The sequence below is a fragment of the Bowmanella sp. JS7-9 genome, assembly GCF_004329715.1.
Taxonomy (GTDB): Bacteria; Pseudomonadota; Gammaproteobacteria; order Enterobacterales; family Alteromonadaceae; genus Pseudobowmanella; species Pseudobowmanella zhangzhouensis.
Genome location: NZ_JXSY01000029.1, coordinates 22229 through 41706, shown reverse-complemented (window position 1 = coordinate 41706; position 19478 = coordinate 22229). Strand labels below are relative to the sequence as shown.

Below are 19478 nucleotides of genomic sequence, written 5' to 3'. Positions count from 1 at the left end.
TCAAACTTTAAAATAAAAAGCCTGCCAATAATGGCAGGCTTGTTGTCAAAAATGGCAATTGTCTGGAGTAACTAACGCGGGCCCTCGTACTGCAGACTGAACGCACCGCGCAAATCACCCAGTTTAAAACCGGTTGCCTGGTCTTGCGGATAGCGCTTGGTCAGTGCGGCCTGCACATCGGCGGACACATTGCTGCCATGACAGGCCAGACACATCTGCCCGGTTTTGATGGTTTGCATATATCGAAACGGTGCCGCGTCAACTGACGTTGCCTGGATGGAGGGGGTCGCTGGCTGTTTTGCCATGGTAGCGGAAAAGTAGTCCAGTACATTGCGCTCCCAATCATCCGGTGCGTTGGCTGGGTTGCGAACGCGTAATGCGGTGCGTTTGACCGACCAGCCATCGGTGGATAGTTGCGCCGCAATCGCTGGCGCTTTGAGATTGCAAACGTCAATAGCATTAACCAGACCGCCCTGATTGATAGCGGTTAACAGTTCACCTTTCAGGGTCTTGGCAAAAGTTTGTACCTTCGCTTGCGCGTCCGCTTTAAGCTGCGCAGTGTTTGTTGCGGGGGCATAGGGGCAGAACAACAGTCCGCCTGCCACTAGCCCAACCAGGACCGTTTTCATCAGTCTTCCTTCTGCAAACGCTCAATACCCAGCGCTTTTAGCACGTATTTCTCATAAACGGGCTCGCTGGTGCCGGTTTTCATCTTGCGCATAAAGTATTTTTCAAAGGCGATCTTGGCCAGATGCACCCATTTGCCTTTTTTAAACCAGGTCACATTGCGAGGTGGGATCTGAGGCATCGCCACAAATGCCGCACCGGTGTCGCCCATATCTGCCAGACAGATAGCATGCCAGGTGCCTTTGTGGGTCGGTTCGGTATTATCGACGATGATCTGTTTCAGGTTATGGGCTATCGCCGTCATCATGGTTTCGATCATATAGCCGGTTTTCGGCGTGCCGGTGGGTACAGGTGTGGCCTCAACGGGCGGGATCGCAACACACACACCACCAGAGAAGATATTCGGGAATTTGGGTGAACGCTGATGCTCATCGGTGATCACAAAGCCTTTGGGATTACATAAGCCTTCAACATTGGCCACACAATCCACACCCGCGAACGGCGGAATTAACATAGCATGCTTGAATTCAATAATATGGCTTTGATCTAATTGACCTTTTTTATCCATCTCACTGATATGCATAACGCCTTGTTCGACTTTGTCGACGCTGGCATTGCAGATCCATTTGATGTCGTTGGTGCGCAGATCGGACTCCAACAACGACTTCGAGTCACCGACACCGCCAAGGCCAAGATGGCCAATGTAAGGCTCACTGGTGACGAAGTACATGGGCACCTTATGCCGGATCTTTGCGTCTTTAAGTGCTTTATCCAGAATAAATGCATACTCGTAGGCCGGGCCAAAGCAGCTGGCACCCTGGAAAGAGCCGACCACGACCGGGCCAGGATTGGCGATCAGGGCCTCCACATCATCACGGCATTTTTCCGCGTGGTCTAGCGTACACACCGACTGAGTGTAGCCACCCGGGCCCGCGCCGGGGATATTACTAAAGGCCAGTTTTGGCCCGGTGGCGATAATCAGATAATCATAATGAATAGGGGCATGTTGCTCGCTGATAAGCAGATTGTTATCAGTGTCGATTTTGTCAATTCGGGCGCAGACAAAGCCTATTTTCTTTTTAGCCAGGTATTTTTCGATGGGGATGGTAATCGCATCAGGTTCGCGCCAGCCTACCGCCACCCAGGGGTTACTGGGTACAAAACGAAACTCGGGACGCTCATTGACCATAATGACTTCATGGGCTGAGCCCAATGCTTCTTTGACTTCATAAGCCGCCGGCATGCCGCCGGTTCCTGCGCCTAACACCACTACTGTTGCCATAACAATTCCTTACTCGACTATCGAGATTAAATGTAAAATGCTTGTTAACAATTAGCATGCCAATTAACCTAACTTGTTGAATTTAATTGTTTTTACTCTGGCTTGGTGAGTCAGGCTGAGTTTTAAACACGAAATTGCTGGTCGGCGTGTGTTGTTTTTGTCAATAATGGCAAAAATAACTGTCAAATTTGGCTGGCTATGAACACATCAGTAATTCAGTCCATGATTAATGCGATTGATCGTCCGGCAATATTTATTACGCCTGAATACGTGATACAGGCAGTCAATCAGGCGTATTCTGATACTTACGAGAAAAAAGTAGCGCTTGGCCGCAGTAAATGCTTTGAAATTTCCCACCAAAACAGTAAGCCCTGCGATCAATGCGGTGAGCTATGTCCCATGCAGCTTGCCCGCGAAACCGGCCGCGCCACCAGTGTGGTGCATATCCACCACACAGATAACGGTGAGAGTTATTGCGATATCCTGATGAAGCCGGTGTTTGATATCGACGGTAGTATTCTCGGCTATCTGGAAATACTGGATAAGATTAAATATGCCTCGTCACAGACCGGGGTGAACAGAATGATGGGCGTGAGTGAGCCGTTTAAAGCCATGCTCAATCGCATTAATCGCGCTGCGCGCTCGACCATCAGTGTGTTATTGCAGGGCGAAACGGGTACAGGTAAGGAACTGGTGGCTCATGCGGTGCATCAGGCCAGTGAACGGGCGGATAAACCTTTTGTGGTGATTGAATGCACCGGATTAAGTGAAAGCCTGTTTGAAAGTGAATTATTTGGTCATGAAAAGGGGGCCTTTACCGGTGCGGCTGGCAGTAAAAAAGGCCTGATCGAGATTGCCAATGGTGGCACGGTGTTTTTCGATGAAATCGGCGATGTGCCATTGAATATGCAGGTCAAATTGCTGCGTTTGCTGGAAACCGGTTATTTTCGTGCGGTTGGCGGGCTGACCCAAAAACGCTCGGATTTCCGGTTGGTGTGTGCCACCCATAAAAATCTGTTGAAGATGGTGGAAGACGGGGAATTCCGTCAGGATCTTTACTACCGGATTGCCGGTTTTCCCATTCATCTCCCGCCCCTGCGTGAACGGCGGGATGATATTCCGTTGTTGGTGGCACAATTTCTGGAAGTGACTCATCACCAGCAGAAAACCTTCAGCCAGGACGCGCTGGCAACCCTGTTAGATTACGGCTTTCCGGGCAATATTCGTGAGCTCAAAAGCATTGTCGAACAAGCGGTGCTGATGTCGGATGATGAGGTGATTCATGTCAGTAATCTGCCGCCGGTGGTTACCAACCAGCCGCAGCAGGCAAACGATGCCCGCGATAACGTGCTCACCCTCGAGCAGGTGGAGCGGCAGTATCTGCAAGACTTATGTAGCCGTTTCGATGGTTCTATTCAGGAACTGGCAGATCAGCTGGATCTTAGCCAGCGCACCTTATATCGCAAACTGGAGCGCTTTGGCCTGCGCTTAAATAAAAGCTAACAAGCTGATTTTTTTCATAGTTTTGCAGCGGATAAGTGGCGAAGCAGAAAAACTACCATATAGTTTTTAAGTGCTTTTACGCCAATAACCAGAGGGATGCACTACTGTGATTAAGGTTGCGCCAAACAGTCGTGAGATCACGTTTGATCGGCAGGAGCTGATCGTCAGCAAAACGGATCTGCGCGGCAAACTGACCTACGCCAATCGCGTATTTATGCGCGTGTCTAATTTTTCAGAGGCCGACCTGCTCGGCAAAGACCATTCGATCATTCGTCATCCGGACATGCCGCGCGGCGTGTTTTATGGCCTGTGGAAAGCGCTGAAGTCGGGGCAGGAATTCTTTGGTTTTGTGAAAAATATCACTTCAGACGGGCACTATTACTGGGTGTTCGCCAATATTACGCCGGACGTGGTCAATGGTGAAAAAGTCGGCTTTTTTTCCGTGCGACGCACAGCACCGAAAGGCGCGCTACAGGTTATCGAGGATATTTATCGCCAGATGCGCGATAAGGAAAAAGGCTTTCCGCCAGCACAGGCGCCTGAGGCATCCTGGAACTGGATGGTGCAAAACGTGTTGGAAACGCGTAATCAGTCCTATGAGCAATTTGTTATCGAACTTTATCAGGAACATTCTCAGGGAGGTGCCCGATGAAACATCGCACCAGCCAAATCAGCCGTAAAATTCCGTTTCTCAATCAGAAATTTGCCATCACCTGTCTGGTGTTTGTTGCCCTGACTATGATTCTGACCATTACCCACTTATATCAAAATGGGTTCAGTGTGTTGGAAGTCACCTCCACTGTGTTGGCGATTGCTTTTGCCTTTTATGCCTATCTGGACAACTTGCGCCCCCTGAATACCTTGCGGGAAATCCAGAATACACTGATAGAAGCCACCAAAGGTCGCACCCATGTGCGCATTACCCAAACCAGAGGCCTAGGCGAGGTAGGAAAAGTCGCCTGGGCACTGAATGATTTTCTGGATATTGTCGAAACCAACTTCAAGGAATTGTCCAATAGTTTTCAAAGCTCCGGCCGACGTCAGTTTTATCGTAAAGGTCTGACGGTCGGTTTACCCGGTGAATTTGCCAGCATCATGGATAAAGTTAACCACGCCATCAGTGGCATGGAAAAAGCCGATACCTTTGCCAGACAAAATCGTCTGATGGGTGAATTACACCATATCAACACCGCCAACTTATTGGTTAACCTGAAAAACAGTCAGCAGGAACTGAGCAGCCTGTCGGTGCGCATGGATGATGTACTAAGCATTGCCAATACCAGCCGGGATGGCGCGCAAAGTAGTCGCAGCACGGTGGCGGACTTACGTGTTTCGGTGGATGACATTATTACGCGCATGGAGACCATGGAAGGGGTGGCCAGTGAACTGGGTGACGAGAGTGTGCGTATTGCTGAAACAGTCAAATTAATTACTGATATTGCTGAGCAAACTAACTTACTGGCACTGAACGCGGCGATAGAAGCGGCACGGGCCGGTGAAGTTGGGCGCGGCTTTGCGGTGGTGGCGGATGAGGTGCGAGGGCTGGCCGATCGTACCCGCCGATCCACCACCGAAATCAGTTCCATCATTAATCACTTGCGCGAGCGCATCGATACCATGGTCACGCAAACACTGGCAGTGGGTGAGCAAACCAAAAAAATTGGTGGCGAGATCACCAGCTTCCATACTAACTTTGACGGCGTGGCGCGGGCGGCACAAAGCACCATCGATCTGATGTTACAGGCTAAAGACAGAGCGTTTGCCTCGTTGGTTAAGCTGGACCATGTGATTTATATGCAAAATGGTTACATCGCGCTGGAGAAAAATGGCGATGGCGCCGAGGCTGATGCAGTGAAGGTGGATCACTTTAATTGCCGGTTGGGTAAATGGTATTACGAAGGCGAGGGTAAAAAGAACTTTGCCAATTATCAGGCCTATCGGGAACTGGAGGGGCATCATGCCAATGTGCATACCAATGTGCATCTGGCGATTAATTTGGTTCAGCAAGACTGGTTGCAAGATGACCAGATTTTTGATGAATTGGTCGATAAAGTGAATAACGCTGAGCTTGCCAGCAAAGGTGTGATTAACAATATCACCAAACTGGTAGAGCAAAAGTACAATTAATTCAGGAACACAGACTTCTGCGGCTTTGGAAGCTGAACAACGGAATGTAACGGGTTTGCTGGTGCAAATGGCACTGTTCTGGAGGTTGGCATGTCTGTGTTAATTCAACTCTGTTCGCGTTACCTGGCGCGCATTATTTTTATCCCCTGCATTTTGCTTGGCATTGTGGTGATTACCAATGGCGTGGTGGCCACCCGAGATATGGGCGAGAGTGTGCAGGACCAGCAAAACGTTGAGCTGGCCAGTGTGCTGTTTGATGTGGTCCATGAGCTGCAAAAGGAGCGTGGCCGCACCGCAGGGTTTATTGGCTCCAAAGGTCAGCAGCAGCGAAATGAACTGCAAAGTCAGCGCGCTCTTGTGGATAAACAGGTCGCACGTTTTACGTCATCGCTGCCGGCATTTCAGTTAGGAGAGCAACAGCGTGCCTTGGTAAACGAGGTCGTTACCGAACTTCGCCAATTGTCTGCCATCCGCAGCCGCATTGATGCGCTGACAATTCCACTGGGTGATGCACTCGGCTATTTCATCCATGTCAATGAAACGGCACTGGATTCTATTTTAGTGTCGGCGCGCAATACCCAAGCCTCTATGACCAGTAAGACGCTGACGGCCTTGTTTAATTTATCCAATGTAAAGGAATACTCCGGGGTTGAACGGGCGGTATTGGCCGCAGTCTTCGCCGAGGATCGCATATCGCTTGCGCAGCGTAACAGACTCACCGCGCTACAGACCCGCCAGGACGTTTTTCTGCGCGAAGCAAGAGAGATTATGCCTAAAACACTGTTTGCCAAATATCAGGGGCAGCTCAATGATTTGGAGTCGGCCGATGTAATCGCCATGCGCAGGGTGATTGACAACAGTGACAGTGCATTCGGTGTTAGCTCGACTGCATGGTTTGATGCTGCCAGCCGGCGTATTAACAAAATGAAAGACATTGAGAATGCCCTGCTCGACGACGTAAAGAGTATGGCAGAGCAAAATTACACCAGTAATGTCATGGAATTATTTAAAGAAGGACTGATATTGCTCATCACGTTGGTCACCACCGTATTGCTGTATATCGTGATTCGCCTGACCAAGTCCCAGAGTCAGTTTATTGAACACGGTATTGAGGAAGCGGTTAACCAACGTGACTTAAAACATACCATTGACGTGGTCAGCAGTGATGGCCTGGGCCGGGCGGCTAAATACATTAATCGCCTCACCGGTCGTTTTTATTCTGACCTGATGAAGTTCAAAGAATTAGCGGTATTGATCAAAGAATCCTCAAATCAAACCAAGCAGGGTATTGCCGGTATCCAGCAGGCACTGGGCGAGTTGAATGATCAATTAGGGCAGATAGCGGCGGCCATTGAACAGGTCAGGGAAAATCTTTTTGATGTCGTCCGCTCGGTGGATGACAATGTGGCCCGTACCCAGCAGGCCGCTGAAGAATCCCGGCGCAGCAGACAACGGGTGGCCGAAGCGGTAGATCTGATTGGGAAAACCAGCACTGAAATGCACGGTGCGGTGACTAAGCTGTCTACCCTGAATGAAAAGGTGGAAAGCATTTCATCAATGGTCTCGCTGATCCGGGGCATCGCTGAGCAAACCAATTTGCTTGCGTTGAATGCAGCGATTGAGGCGGCCCGCGCCGGAGAACAAGGCCGTGGTTTTGCTGTTGTTGCCGATGAAGTGCGTAATCTGGCCAGCCGCACCCAACAAGCTACCTCGGATATCGCCAATTTAGTCGATGAGCTGTTACACAGTGCATCAGATTCAGCGCAAATGATTAACCACAGTAATGAACTGGCGTCTAAGGCATCATCCCATGCCAGCGAAATTAATACCTCGTTGGCGCTATTTGATTCCCTGCTTGGGGAATTAACTGACTCGGCCCATCACATTGCCAGTAGTTCTAAGTCACAACAGCAAGCGGTGGAAAGTATCAGTGATAATTTGCTGGCCATTTCCCGTGGGGCCTCTGGCAACGTGGAGCGCAATGGTAAAGTGTTGAACTCTGCGGACCAAATCGATAAACAGACGGCAGAGATGATCGACACTATTGGCATGTACAAAGAATAGCGAAGCGTGGCAGATATAAAAAAGCCCGGCAATTGCCGGGCTTGTTGTCGCTATGGGTTAGTCACCCAAATGGGCACAGCGACCAAACTCTGCACCTTTTTGTACCGCAGCGACTACCTGTTTAGGGAAGCTAAGCTGCATGTCTTGTCCATCCTTACATACGTAGGCTTTGGTCATATCTACGTCGAAGGTCACTTCGGCACCGGCATAGCCACCGAACAGTTTTGAACCGTCTGCACTGATACCGAAAGGGTTATCCATGGGGAACATGGAGGCTTCTACCACGCCTTGCTTGTCGAAGAATTCTTCCAGTGTCATCCAGCCCAGACCATCGATGTAAATGGCGCCTTTAAAGCCACCTGACAGTAAGCTACCTGCACGGGCAGTGATAATGGACAAGTCATCTGTCGCGTCCAGCAGGGTCATGCGTGGCAGACCGGCGCCAGCAGCAACCAGTGAGTCATGGTCATAGCCATAGTCACAGTAGTTGGTCCAGCGTGAGATATACGGAATATCCTCACACCAGCGCATGCTGCCCAAGTCAGTCAGTTCATCTGTTTTGGTATGCCAAATCTGTACACCTTTGGACGGGCGGAAACGATCGGTCAGATCCAGTGCGCCAAACGCGACCATAGAACCATCCGCAGAGATAACAGACTGATCAGTAGCACCGAATTCGCTGTAAATGTCGCGTAGCTTACCGTTTAACCAGGCGACCTGACCGAAGCCATTGGTCATACCGGTGACGGTTTCGCCGTTGCCCGAGATGCGATCCGCACGGATCCAGGCGGTTTTACGCACTAAATTGCCATCATCATCATTGATCGCTACTTCTAGCGCATTGCCGTAGCTGCGTGGCACAAATTCGATGTTGTCGCGCAACGCCTGCACTTTACCGTTTTTCCACACGGCCGGTACGGCAACTGACGCACCACCTGCACCGGCGGCACATTCTGCCTCGCCGGAGTAAGGCTCACGGAATGTTCCGGCAATCACATCGCCTTTGTCACTGATATCCCAGATAGAGGCAGAGGACACGCCAGCGGTGCTGCCTAATGTACAGGTGCCGTTGCTGGGGTCTTCCAGTTCGGTAATCTTATTGGCGCGAATATCCCACAGCGCGGGAGACTGCACACCATCACCGTCAAAGTCAGTGACACCGGCGGCTTTGGTGGCGTTCTTGTTCATCGCCACACCCGCGGAATGCAGCATAGGCACACCGTTGGCATCAGTTGGCACAGTGAAGGTCTGTTTACCGGTTGAGTCATACATAAAGATGATGCCACCACCTGTGGTACCCAGTGCGCGCTGACCATTTTTGGCGTGATCCATCACAAATGCCTGCACCAGCGGGGTGTACTGAATACCATCGGTATAACCGTTGAAGTACATGTCCGCCTGTTTGGTTTCACCACCTGCAACCACGATGGGGGTTACGTTACAGCTGTTGTCCACCGCCGGATTGGCGCTTTCATTGGCATCCCAGTACTCTGGCTCAGACACGATTTGGGTTTGCGCAGTCGGGTAGCCACCAGCCTTGATGGTGTCGATATACAGCACATAACGACCACCGGGTGTCAGGCCATTGATAGTGAACTTACCATCCGGGCCAACTTTACCCTGAGTCATATTGCCCGATTGCTGGGTGATAACGTCTTCCAGCGGGTTATCCAGATTTCGCGCCACCATATTGATGCCGCTGTATTCCACACCCTCTTTGGTATACAGGGTACCGGAGATAGAGCCAAACTGGGCTTTGTAAGCTGCAGTTGGATACAGATCCGAGATATTGACGATATCGTCACGTACATTCACGGTGGATTGCGACTTGCCGGCAATGGAGCGCACATCAATAAACGGGAACATGGTCTCGATATTGTTGACTACATCCAGCGTTGCCGCGGTGTAGGTGTTAGTGCCGGCACAGCCCGGGACGCCGTCATACTGTGGTGAGTAAGACTTGGACATATAGGCCAAATTACCATTCGCCTGCGAGTGAGACATATTAATCGCGTGGCCAAATTCATGGGTGAATACCCCGGCCACATTGTCGCCCTGGGTGTCTTTACTATCCACAAACCAACCATTCATCAGCGCGGTGGCTTCAATGATTTCACCGGTTTCCTCGTTGGCCCATTCAGGGAACGCGATACCCAGTACCTGAGTTCGTGGAACGCCGAAATATTGCTCCAGTATGCTGCCGTCGGTGTCGTAGTTAACCCAGAAACCATAGCCATTTTCGGCACCATAAATTTGGTCAACGTTGTCTGGGGTGACATCCGCGATACCGGTTTGCTGTTCGATGGTGCCTTGTACTGACATATCAAAAGTGGAGGTCTCTACCGCAGTCCACTCGCCAACGGCGCGGGCCGTAATGGCGTTTGCCTGTTCAATGGTCAGGAAAGTGTAGTCACGATCCAGCACGGTATAGGCAGGTATAAAGGTGCCATCCGGGAGTGTCAGGTCGTGATTAAACTTGGTGCCGGCTTCCAGTACGGTAAAGCTTGGTACCAGATTACCGTCTTTATCTGCGACCAGTTCACCGCCATCGGTGTAGACCGGAATCGAACCTTTGCTGGTGTCCCATTTGTAGGGCTGCATTGTTGGCTCGTGGATATACAGTGGGCCCCCGGCGATCGCCGAGCCTGCGGTGCTGGCTAAAATCATTGCAGCGGTTAATTTGTTCAGTTTCATTGCGCTGCTCCTTGTGCCAGTTTGCCGATTAAGTGCATGAATTGTTGTGCGTCTACTGCGCCCGGGGTGGTGAGCAGGTTTTGATCCTCTGCGCCGATTTGCGTGCTGTCGATACCATCAAACAGACCGTAATTGCCGACCTCATTGCTGACCTTGCCGTTTAGCAGATTAAATTTGCCCTGTTCCAGCCCTACCGTAGTGGTTAATCCACCCAATGTTGGATTCATAAAGGCCACCACCTGTTCGCCCACATGCCAGTTAGCGAAGCCTTCCGGGGATACGCCCAGATACACTTTGCCATTTCCCATTGAACGTGGCTTTAGCAAACCAAATTGACGGAAGGTGTACAGTGAGTCTTCGGCCAGTTTGCCTTTGGCGTCGCTGCCAACTCGGATGGTCACTTCGGTATATGGGCGTTTACGCTCATCGAAGCCATCAGTAACCGAGATGACCTCGCCACTGATGATGCTGTGCGCCTGATTCACCAGTTGCGCCAGGTTTTGTTTGATGTGCTTTTGGGCACTCGCCTCGGGGGCGAGGGTTAAACCCGCCGAGAGGGCGACCACTAATGTGGCCTTTGCGAACATAGAACGTACACTCATGTTCAGACTCCTACTTGTTGATATGTGTTTTTGTTATGGATTCGGACCGTCTTGCGAGGTCAACGAATGAACAATTAAGCACATCAGGTAAAGAGCTGGCACGGAGATCTGTGTAGCGTTTTGTACGCCCCTGTAGCCTTTTGTAGCAATACTTTGCACAATGTGGCGATGATGCAATTTCGCCGCTAGGGTGTAAGATCCATTGCAGTTAAGTAGGTAGTTTTTTAACCATGAAGCAACAATTTCGGTTGCTGTTACTGAGTATTGTTTTGCTCAGCGGCACAGCCTTTGGCAATCAGGCCAACGACAAACATCAGCATGTGCAGCCCTCAGAGTGGGGCGTGGACATGGGTATTGGCTACGCCACCATTTCGAATCCGCTCAATCAGCGTGATGATCTGCATTCTGTGTTGTTACCGCAGTGGTACTACTACGGTGAGCGTTTCTACATGGAAACCACAGACCTCGGCTATACCTTGTTTGAAGACGAACGCCTGATCTTCGATCTGGTGGGCTACGTCAATCAGGATGGCGTGTTGTTTAACACAGATAACAATCCGGTCTCCTATCTGGAAATCAGTAAGTTAGTGCCCAATGCCGGCTTGCCCATGAGTAGTGGTGCTATTGATTTTCCTGATATCGAGCGGCGCTTTTCTTACATGCTGGGTGGCCAGATTATGTTGATGACCGACTGGCTGGACGGACGTTTTGTCTGGGGTAAAGACATCAGTGCCGGGCATAACGGCGAAGAAATTACTCTGGCACTGGAAAAACGTTATGGCTGGCAAGACTGGCAGGTTAATTGGGAACTGGGCGTGATTGGCAAAACCCAGGCGCTGAATAATTACTACTATGGCCTGCGCGCGGAAGAAGCCGCACGACGCGCAGACGTCGACGTAACGGATAAGCTGTTGAAAGATTATTACGCCAAAGTAGCGGTGGCTTATCGGGTGAGTGACAACTGGTCAGCAGTCGTCTCATTGCAATATACCCGTAAGGCCGGTGCATTGACGATTAGTCCACTGTTGGAAAAGCGTAGTTACGTCGCAGGGTTTATTGGCATGAATTACCACTTCTGATGAAAAAGCACATAGGCTGGTTGTTACTGGTTTTACTCTTTGCGCCTGTCGTTGACGCGGCGCAGGAGCTGAGTATTACCCCGCAAACCTGTGTGCTTGATGAGCAAGGCGTCTGTGAACTGGAATTGGCGGTACGCTTTGAAAGTGACGATCCGTTAGCGGTGTGTATCGTGATTACCGCTCAACCCTCACCCTGGTGTTTACAGGCGATGACCCTGCACCAGTTATCCATTGCGCTGCGCACCTCAGAAAACCTGACCATCAGCGTGATTAACAGCGATGATCGTGCGTTGCTGGCGCGCTCCGAATTAATGGTGGCGGCCTACGTACCGGCTAGCTCACGTAAGCGGCGGCGGTTTTCCTGGAGCTTTCAATGATTGAGCAGCACAGCAAACACCTTATGCTGATTGAGGATGATCGCGAATTAGCCGGGCTAATTGGTGATTTTCTGCATGATCAGGGGTTCAGTGTCAGCATCGCCGCCAATGCCAAACAGGCGCAAAGCCTGGCGTTGCAACATCAGTTTGATTTACTCATTTGTGATTTGATGTTGCCGGACATGCACGGTTTTCAGCTGGCCGAACGTTTGCTGGTGAGTCAGCATTGCCCGCTGATATTTTTGACTGCGCTTGGCGATGACGACACGCATATTCGTGGGCTGGAACTGGGCGCGGTGGATTTTATTACTAAACCGGTTAAACCAGCGATTTTACTCGCACGAATCAATACCAATCTGGCTAAACAGCCGATTGCCAGCCCTTCTGCACAATTGACCTTTGGCCCGTACCGTTTTGATGATCGCGCAAAGGTGCTAACCCGCCATGAGCAGGTAATCGGCCTGACCAATCAGGAATACGATGTGTTGCGTACCCTGGTGCGTTACAGCAACGGCCCGGTGAGTCGTGATTTTATGTTTCAGCAGCTGGTTGGCCGGCCGTACGATGGCAGTGACCGGGCGGCGGATTTAAAGATTAGCCGTTTGCGTAAAAAGCTCGACGCATGCGGGTGCGACGATATCGTGATTCGTACGCTGCGCGGGAAGGGCTATTTGCTGGTACTGCAACATGATGCATAAGCAATTTTTGCGATTGTACGCGCTGCTTTTTATGACAGTGCTGGTGCTGCTTTTTGGAGCCAGCACCTTATACGATGCAATTAGCAATGACGCGGAGCAATATTGGGTTGATGTCACTCAGGGCTTTGACGATGAGCAAGGGCAGGCCTTTAATTTGCGCGAAATTCGCCCCGGTTCGGTGCAGTTCCCCCATGAGGTGGCCAGGCAATTAGACGAGGGCAAGGTGGTGGCCATTGAAGACGGCCAGCAACGCCTGACCTATTACGCCATTCGTGACGGTAAATGGTTAGCCATTGGGCCACTGGCCAGCAGTCACCACCAGTTTGCCCAGCGCAGCGTATATTTTGCCGTGGCGTTTTATCTGGTACTGGCGCTGGCGATCCTGGCATTACTCTATCCTCTGGCCAAAGATCTGCTTAAATTGCGCCGTGCAGCCCAGACGTTCGCCGCACAACCACAAACGCTGGATATTCAGCTTGCGCAAAAATCCGTGATGCAACCCCTGGCCCAGTCCATGAATAGCATGTCTGCGCGCATCACTGACCTGATTCAGCAGCAACAGGATCTGGCCAATACCGTCGCCCATGAAATACGTACACCGCTGACCCGCATGACTTTTTTACTGCAACGTATGGGGGATGCCATCGATCCGCACGTTGTGCAGCGACTGGAAAAGGACATGGATGAGATAAGCCAACTGGTGTCCGACTATCTGACCTTTGCCCGTTCTCAACGCGCGCAGCCGGAATTAACCCTGCAAAAACAGTCACCACAGGCCTTGTTAGCCGAATTACGCGACAAGTTTGCGCATCATCCCGGCAAGGCCGCGCTGGTGTTTGAAACCGATGACAATCCGTGCTTTTTCGATCCGCGTACTATGCCGGTTGGCATGCAAAATCTTATTACCAACGCGCTGCGCTATGCCCATAAAGAAGTGCACATCAGTTGGCAGTCCAGTGAGCAATCCTGCCTGATCAGGGTGGAAGATGATGGTGATGGACTGGCAGGAAAAGGTGAGGCCCTCAAGCAGGCATTCAAACGCGATGCCAAAGACAGTGAGGATATGGGCTTTGGCCTCGGGCTGTATATCACCCATCAAATTGCCAAACGTCATCATGGCGAATTACGTATTCACAACAGCGAACGTCTGGGCGGGGCCTGTTTTGAGATTCACTGGCCTAACCATCCCTAGCCACGAAAACTCACTGTGCGAAAAATAAACAAATTCCGGGCTGTTGTTTAGTCAGGATTTTGCTATCATGCGCGCCGCCTTAAACGGCGGATGTTGGTGTTGTATTCGCTGTTAGTTCATATCTATCGTTATCACCTCACAGTCTTATTCCGCCTGTTAATGCACTTCTTACACAAAGAAGTTGTTTGTGCTGTCCGAAGCAGATGTTCGGCCAGCAAATACTGTTTTTACTGAGGTTCAGATGTTATTTAACCAGCTTGGTCTTGCCGCACCCCTGTTACGCGCCCTGGAAGAAAAGGGCTACAGCACGCCATCACCGATTCAACAACAAGCCATTCCGCCGATTCTGGCCGGCAACGATGTGTTAGGTGCGGCGCAAACCGGTACCGGCAAAACTGCGGGTTTCTCACTGCCTTTATTGCAGCGTTTGAGTGGCGGGCGCAAGCCAGCAGCAAACTGTGTGCGGGCGTTAATTCTGACGCCTACCCGTGAACTGGCGGCCCAGGTGCAGGAAAATGTGCGTGATTACAGCCGCCATTTACCGCTGAAAAGTACGGTGGTGTTCGGTGGTGTGGGGATTAACCCACAGATGATGGCGCTGCGCGGCGGTATGGATGTGCTGGTGGCTACACCGGGACGTTTGCTGGATTTGTATCAGCAAAATGCCGTGAAGTTTCATCAGTTAGAGATTCTGGTGCTGGATGAAGCCGACCGTATGCTGGATATGGGCTTTATTCATGACATTAAGCGCATTCTGAAACTACTGCCACAACAGCGTCAGACGCTGCTGTTTTCCGCGACATTTTCGCCCACAGTAACGGCATTGGCTGAGAGTATCACCCAATCGCCGGTACATATTTCCACAACGCCCGCCAACAGCACGGTTGAGGTTATCGAACAGCGTTTGCTGGAGGTGGATAAACTCAGCAAGATCCCGGCGTTGATCACCCTTATTCGTGAACAAAAATGGCAACAGGTGCTGGTATTCAGCCGCACTAAACATGGTGCCAACCGAATTGCCGAAAAACTCAGTAAGGCCGGAATTGCCAGTGCTGCGATCCACGGTAACAAGAGTCAGGGCGCACGCACCAAAGCGCTGGCTGATTTTAAATCCGGTGAAATCATGGCCTTGATTGCCACCGATATTGCCGCGCGTGGTATCGATATCGACCAGTTACCTGTGGTGGTGAATCTGGATTTACCCAATACCGCCGCAGACTATGTGCACCGTATTGGCCGTACCGGTCGTGCCGGTGCCAGTGGGCAGGCCTGGTCATTAGTCAGTGCTGACGAACACCAGCAATTGCAGGATATTGAACGCCTGATTCAGCAGCAGTTCCAGCGCGAAACCTTAAGCGGTTTCGAGCCGAATTTCCCTGTACCGCCAACCCGTATGCTGGCACCGAAAAAGCCGAAAAAAGCCAAGCAGCCGAAAGAAGTGCATAGCGCGCCAAAACCGGCAGACGCCAATAAAGCACCAAACAATAAACCACGTCCGGCGCGCCGCCGTCGCCGTCCGGCCAATAAGCCAGCAGCCAAAGCCGCTAATTAAATCAAGCATTTCACCACCCGGTGCAAAGCCGGGTGAGCTCTGATAGTTATTTGTGGATAATGTTTGTTGTGGCGTTGTTCCTGTCACTTTTTTTTACAAAAGCCTGTTCCCGTTTGTTATTTACACATATAAATCAACAGCTTAATAAGCTGGCACGTATAATGCTAATTGCTGTGATGTGTCGCCATCATGTAGTCGCAGTTAGGAAATGATTATGAAAAAGTCCGTTTTACCCGTGTCACTTGTTGCATCCGCAACGTTAAGTCTACCCGCCATGGCCGGTATCCTTTATTCAGATATCACCTATGAATTCAATTCGAGTAATGATATCTATATTGATTTCAACTTGGACGGCGCATACGACTTTAGAGCATTAAAGTACGCCAATTACTACGCTGACCTGGTAACCGCGGCTTACTCTGATAACAGCTATGAGCGTACAAGTTTCACTCAATCTAATGATAGCAGCGGCCTTACTGTATATAGTCAAGGCGATAACCTCATAAGCAGAAGTATATTTGCTGAAGGCGAGGTAATTGGTACAGAGGCCTTATTTACCTCCGGCTTGGGCATTGCCAGTGAAAGTGACTTTTTCAGAAGTAGTTATAGCTATCGTTTTCGTAGTTCCTACAACTGTGGGTACAAAGGCTGGTATCAAACTTGTTATGGTGATTGGAATCCTTGGGAAACGTCACCGGAGTATCGTTCTTCCTCTATCGGTGGGGCAATTAATCCAACCGGTGCGAGCGGGATCTTTGAGGGGTATCTGGGTTTTAGCCTGCTAGAGGATGACGGCCTGCATTACGGTTGGCTTGACCTATCGGTAAATGAACGAGGTGTTGGTTCAATCAATGGTTTTGCCTACAACTCTGTGGCAAATGAACAGATCGCTGCGGGCCAGAGAGTGGCTGCGCAATCAGAGATCAACCAATCTCAGGGAGACGCCAATGCGATTCCTACTCCCGCCACTTTGTCACTGATGGTGCTGGGTGTGGCCGGCATAGTTGCACGTCGTCGCAAATCCTGATAGCGTTCAGCGATTAAAAATCAAATAAAAGGACCGAGTGTATACTCGGTTTTTTATGTTTCAACATATTGATTTTATTGATGTTACCCTGACGCATAGCCCTGCTATCGGGCGTTATTTTGAAGGCGCCAGAGATTGTCAGGTTGCGCCGTCCCTTTTCGCTGTGCAGGCACAACAAAATGTTCACCTTGCTTATGTGTTGCTATACCGGAATCAGATGTTCGGTGATCCGACCTATGTGTTTGAAATCAAGCTGACCGCTCAGGATTTTGATGACAGAATCTTTGATTTCGCCGTCGAACGCCTGCTCGAACTGTGCCGACAACATGGAATCCGCTATTTAAACAAGCAGCAGCCCATCGTTGACCAGGATGAGATGCGCCGGTTTCAGCAGCATGGCTTTAAAATGAACAGGTGGCTGGTGAGAAAGACAGTCAGGGTGGCGACGATTTTGGCATTGTTCGAAAAGGTGCTAAAGCGTTTCAAACCCTCAGCGCAGACACTGGCACAGTTTTCATTCCTGCCCTACACAGACAACACAGACGCTCTCAATGCACTCTGCAATCAGGGATTTGGGCAGCTGACGCACGAGCATTTATATGCCACCGGCGAATACCCATCTACCCGCGACTATCAGTTCTCCACGGCCTTTTACAAAGGCGAAGAGATTGTCGCCTCTTTGGGGATTGGTGTTGAGGATGGTTGCGCTTATTTGGACCCATTGAATATCGCTAGCGCCTATCAGGACACCTGGGTGTTTGCTTATTTCATTGCTGAAAATATGAAGACGTTACTGGACCATGGCATCACCGAGAGTCAAATTGCCATTATTCAAGACAACCAAAAGATGACCCGCATCTCGCAAAAACTGGAAGGCAAGGTTACCAGTACAGAGGCGTTTATATATCAGAAGGTAACTGATGCTCAAGAGTAACTGCCTATGGGTTCACCTGCCGCACTTTGATTGGCGCCTGTTGATGGATGATGACACCAGCCAGCTCTTTCCGAATTTATTGGATTTAATTCACACAGGGACTTCCGGTTGCTTTCGCCGGTCAGCCACCAATATCATCACTGAAGGGATCTTGCTGACCGGTATGACGCCTGAGAAATCCAACATCGTTACGGCGAAGTGTAATCGCCCGGACGGTTATGGTATCACCGACCTGTGTCGTCCCGGTGTCACCGCGCCGTTTTTCTGGGAATATCTGGATGCGGCGGGCATCCCTTGCGTTGCCATCAATATGCTGGGCAGTCACTTCTCAAAATCAGAGGTTGGCTTAGTCCTGAGTGATGCGTTTTGTCGAGTCACTGATAGCGATGCGGATAATTGGCCGTTGTCACCCGGCAGCGTATCCAATCTTGCCCGAACGGCAAAGATGAGCCAACTCAGGTGGCATCCAAGCCAGATTAGTGAGGCGGATTTGACTTGGTTTTTCAATAACGATTTGCAACAACTGCAGACATTTGGCAGCAAATCATTAGCCAGAATGGTGTGTGAGACGTCCAGTGTCCATGCAGCGGCTACACAGGCGATAGAAGATCAGTCTTTTGTCTGCCATTTTGTGCGATATACCTTGTTACAAGACCTCGCTTTTTCGTTGGCGAAGCAACCACTCAGGTCTTTGCCAGTGTACCGTAACGCAGCGATGTTGATAGATGGCTTGGTGGGCAGATTAGTGCAACTAATGCAAACCAAAACAACCGTGGTGATAACAGCTTCAGAGCCTGCACCGTTTGCAATTATTTGCGCCGATGCTGTCGGCCGCGACGCATTATTTGACAAGAACATGGGTATTTATGATGTGTTACCCACCGTTGCCAGGGTACTCGGCGTCAGCGCTGCAAAATGGGCAGGAACGGCCTATTGTCTTGCACAGCCGGGCAGCACCTCTGACTGGCAGCCTGACATGCAATTAAATTTGCCGCAAAGCGTGGGGAACATTAATTTAGACGCCCGTTTTCCACCGAGTCGAACCCAGCAAAAAGACATACAAGGGTTGCAGATGGCGCGCTGGACAACATTAGCGCAGCATTTTGCCCTGATGGGCGACGGGAAAGCATGGGAAATGATCAAACAATTGGAGTCAGAAGGTCTTATTCAAGACCAGCTTCAGCCACTCACAGACTTTGTCAGCAAACACGTTAAAAACCCGAAACAGGCGTAAACTCAGCGGATGTAGCCGAAATGAGGCAATACTTCCGGTATTATCTAAACGGCGATAAATTGTCATTCGTTTACCAGAATGGTCAGATGCAAAACGCTGATGGTTGTGCCCTTTCCGGACGCGTGGATTGAAACCGGCGACCAGCCCGATTGCCCCCGGACAGGCCCGTCACGCCCGCTGGAATCAATCTTGTCGGGCAGCAAAGGCAGTGGATGCTGAATCAAGTTCAGCATGACGGGATGAAACGGTTTTGAATTATTTAGGCCAGCATGGGGTGTTTATTCAGAGCTATATTGTGCGGGGCGGCTATTATCGCTTGGTACAGACGTTAAGCAGGAAAACGGGTTTGAAAAAATGGTGGCCCCACCTGGACTTGAACCAGGGACCTACCGATTATGAGTCGGGTGCTCTAACCAACTGAGCTATAGGGCCATTTTGAAGTGCATTGCGCTGCCCGATATGACATCAGGCGGGCGCAGTATAAGC

The 19478-nt window shown here is 50.5% G+C and carries 16 protein-coding genes and 1 tRNA gene; 12 read left to right on the top strand and 5 right to left on the bottom strand.

What is annotated here, in order from left to right:
• Positions 1-71 precede the first annotated feature (71 nt).
• Positions 72-629: a DUF3365 domain-containing protein gene (locus TK45_RS15430; RefSeq protein WP_131259743.1), complete on the bottom strand. Its 558-nt coding sequence runs from the start codon at positions 627-629 to the stop codon at positions 72-74.
• Positions 629-1909, bottom strand: a complete 1281-nt coding sequence (locus tag TK45_RS15425; RefSeq protein ID WP_131259742.1) for an NAD(P)/FAD-dependent oxidoreductase — start codon at positions 1907-1909, stop codon at positions 629-631. Before TK45_RS15425 ends, TK45_RS15430 begins: the two co-directional genes overlap by 1 nt.
• Positions 1910-2107: 198 nt before the next feature.
• On the opposite strand from TK45_RS15425, the gene TK45_RS15420 reads away from it, so the two are divergent.
• The 4 genes from TK45_RS15420 (at position 2108) to TK45_RS15405 (ending at position 7603) form a co-directional block, all read left to right on the top strand.
• Complete coding sequence (locus TK45_RS15420) at positions 2108-3412, top strand: sigma-54-dependent Fis family transcriptional regulator (protein WP_254426642.1); 1305 nt, start codon at positions 2108-2110, stop codon at positions 3410-3412.
• Between the two features lie 106 nt (positions 3413-3518).
• Positions 3519-4064 (top strand): PAS domain-containing protein, encoded by a 546-nt coding sequence (locus TK45_RS15415; RefSeq protein WP_131259741.1) that lies wholly within the window; start codon positions 3519-3521, stop codon positions 4062-4064.
• Positions 4061-5539 (top strand): methyl-accepting chemotaxis protein, encoded by a 1479-nt coding sequence (locus TK45_RS16440; RefSeq protein WP_131259740.1) that lies wholly within the window; start codon positions 4061-4063, stop codon positions 5537-5539. The genes TK45_RS15415 and TK45_RS16440 overlap by 4 nt, the downstream gene beginning before the upstream one ends.
• A gap of 90 nt (positions 5540-5629) precedes the next feature.
• On the top strand, positions 5630-7603 hold the full coding sequence (locus TK45_RS15405; RefSeq protein WP_131259739.1) for a methyl-accepting chemotaxis protein: 1974 nt from the start codon (positions 5630-5632) through the stop codon (positions 7601-7603).
• A 57-nt stretch (positions 7604-7660) separates the two neighbouring features.
• Here TK45_RS15405 and TK45_RS15400 read toward each other — a convergent pair whose 3' ends face one another.
• Both TK45_RS15400 and TK45_RS15395 read right to left on the bottom strand, forming a co-directional pair.
• The gene (locus TK45_RS15400) at positions 7661-10297 is read right to left on the bottom strand and encodes a hypothetical protein (protein WP_131259738.1); all 2637 of its coding nucleotides are present in this window, start codon (positions 10295-10297) and stop codon (positions 7661-7663) included.
• Complete coding sequence (locus TK45_RS15395) at positions 10294-10899, bottom strand: hypothetical protein (protein ID WP_131259737.1); 606 nt, start codon at positions 10897-10899, stop codon at positions 10294-10296. The genes TK45_RS15400 and TK45_RS15395 overlap by 4 nt, the downstream gene beginning before the upstream one ends.
• A 230-nt stretch (positions 10900-11129) precedes the next feature.
• Here TK45_RS15395 and TK45_RS15390 point away from each other — a divergent pair, with 230 nt between their 5' ends.
• The 8 genes from TK45_RS15390 (at position 11130) to TK45_RS15355 (ending at position 18992) form a co-directional block, all read left to right on the top strand.
• Complete coding sequence (locus tag TK45_RS15390; RefSeq protein ID WP_131259736.1) at positions 11130-11978, top strand: MipA/OmpV family protein; 849 nt, start codon at positions 11130-11132, stop codon at positions 11976-11978.
• Positions 11978-12355 (top strand): DUF3019 domain-containing protein, encoded by a 378-nt coding sequence (locus TK45_RS15385; protein WP_131259735.1) that lies wholly within the window; start codon positions 11978-11980, stop codon positions 12353-12355. The genes TK45_RS15390 and TK45_RS15385 overlap by 1 nt, the downstream gene beginning before the upstream one ends.
• Positions 12352-13053 carry a response regulator transcription factor gene (locus TK45_RS15380; RefSeq protein WP_131259734.1) on the top strand — a complete coding sequence of 234 codons (702 nt, stop codon included), beginning with the start codon at positions 12352-12354 and terminating at the stop codon, positions 13051-13053. Before TK45_RS15385 ends, TK45_RS15380 begins: the two co-directional genes overlap by 4 nt.
• Positions 13043-14245: an ATP-binding protein gene (locus TK45_RS15375; protein WP_131259733.1), complete on the top strand. Its 1203-nt coding sequence runs from the start codon at positions 13043-13045 to the stop codon at positions 14243-14245. The genes TK45_RS15380 and TK45_RS15375 overlap by 11 nt, the downstream gene beginning before the upstream one ends.
• Positions 14246-14486: 241 nt before the next feature.
• Positions 14487-15797 (top strand): DEAD/DEAH box helicase, encoded by a 1311-nt coding sequence (locus TK45_RS15370; protein ID WP_131259732.1) that lies wholly within the window; start codon positions 14487-14489, stop codon positions 15795-15797.
• A gap of 214 nt (positions 15798-16011) precedes the next feature.
• Complete coding sequence (locus TK45_RS15365) at positions 16012-16824, top strand: PEP-CTERM sorting domain-containing protein (RefSeq protein WP_165490807.1); 813 nt, start codon at positions 16012-16014, stop codon at positions 16822-16824.
• A gap of 55 nt (positions 16825-16879) precedes the next feature.
• On the top strand, positions 16880-17758 hold the full coding sequence (locus TK45_RS15360; protein WP_131259730.1) for a hypothetical protein: 879 nt from the start codon (positions 16880-16882) through the stop codon (positions 17756-17758).
• Complete coding sequence (locus TK45_RS15355) at positions 17745-18992, top strand: hypothetical protein (RefSeq protein WP_131259729.1); 1248 nt, start codon at positions 17745-17747, stop codon at positions 18990-18992. The genes TK45_RS15360 and TK45_RS15355 overlap by 14 nt, the downstream gene beginning before the upstream one ends.
• 355 nt (positions 18993-19347) lie before the next feature.
• On the opposite strand, the gene TK45_RS15350 is transcribed toward TK45_RS15355, so the two are convergent.
• Positions 19348-19424 (bottom strand) — tRNA-Ile (locus TK45_RS15350).
• Positions 19425-19478 lie beyond the last annotated feature (54 nt).

What these genes read in the sequence shown, in the direction of transcription:
- TK45_RS15390 (WP_131259736.1), top strand. Translation starts at nt 11,130, where the DNA reads ATGAAGCAACAATTTCGGTTGCTGTTACTGAGTATTGTTTTGCTCAGC.
- TK45_RS15380 (WP_131259734.1), top strand. Translation starts at nt 12,352, where the DNA reads ATGATTGAGCAGCACAGCAAACACCTTATGCTGATTGAGGATGATCGC.
- TK45_RS15365 (WP_165490807.1), top strand. Translation starts at nt 16,012, where the DNA reads ATGAAAAAGTCCGTTTTACCCGTGTCACTTGTTGCATCCGCAACGTTA.
- TK45_RS16440 (WP_131259740.1), top strand. Translation starts at nt 4,061, where the DNA reads ATGAAACATCGCACCAGCCAAATCAGCCGTAAAATTCCGTTTCTCAAT.
- TK45_RS15425 (WP_131259742.1), bottom strand. Translation starts at nt 1,909, where the DNA reads ATGGCAACAGTAGTGGTGTTAGGCGCAGGAACCGGCGGCATGCCGGCG.
- TK45_RS15360 (WP_131259730.1), top strand. Translation starts at nt 16,880, where the DNA reads ATGTTTCAACATATTGATTTTATTGATGTTACCCTGACGCATAGCCCT.
- TK45_RS15430 (WP_131259743.1), bottom strand. Translation starts at nt 629, where the DNA reads ATGAAAACGGTCCTGGTTGGGCTAGTGGCAGGCGGACTGTTGTTCTGC.
- TK45_RS15370 (WP_131259732.1), top strand. Translation starts at nt 14,487, where the DNA reads ATGTTATTTAACCAGCTTGGTCTTGCCGCACCCCTGTTACGCGCCCTG.
- TK45_RS15385 (WP_131259735.1), top strand. Translation starts at nt 11,978, where the DNA reads ATGAAAAAGCACATAGGCTGGTTGTTACTGGTTTTACTCTTTGCGCCT.
- TK45_RS15420 (WP_254426642.1), top strand. Translation starts at nt 2,108, where the DNA reads ATGAACACATCAGTAATTCAGTCCATGATTAATGCGATTGATCGTCCG.
- TK45_RS15405 (WP_131259739.1), top strand. Translation starts at nt 5,630, where the DNA reads ATGTCTGTGTTAATTCAACTCTGTTCGCGTTACCTGGCGCGCATTATT.
- TK45_RS15395 (WP_131259737.1), bottom strand. Translation starts at nt 10,899, where the DNA reads ATGAGTGTACGTTCTATGTTCGCAAAGGCCACATTAGTGGTCGCCCTC.
- TK45_RS15400 (WP_131259738.1), bottom strand. Translation starts at nt 10,297, where the DNA reads ATGAAACTGAACAAATTAACCGCTGCAATGATTTTAGCCAGCACCGCA.
- TK45_RS15375 (WP_131259733.1), top strand. Translation starts at nt 13,043, where the DNA reads ATGATGCATAAGCAATTTTTGCGATTGTACGCGCTGCTTTTTATGACA.
- TK45_RS15355 (WP_131259729.1), top strand. Translation starts at nt 17,745, where the DNA reads ATGCTCAAGAGTAACTGCCTATGGGTTCACCTGCCGCACTTTGATTGG.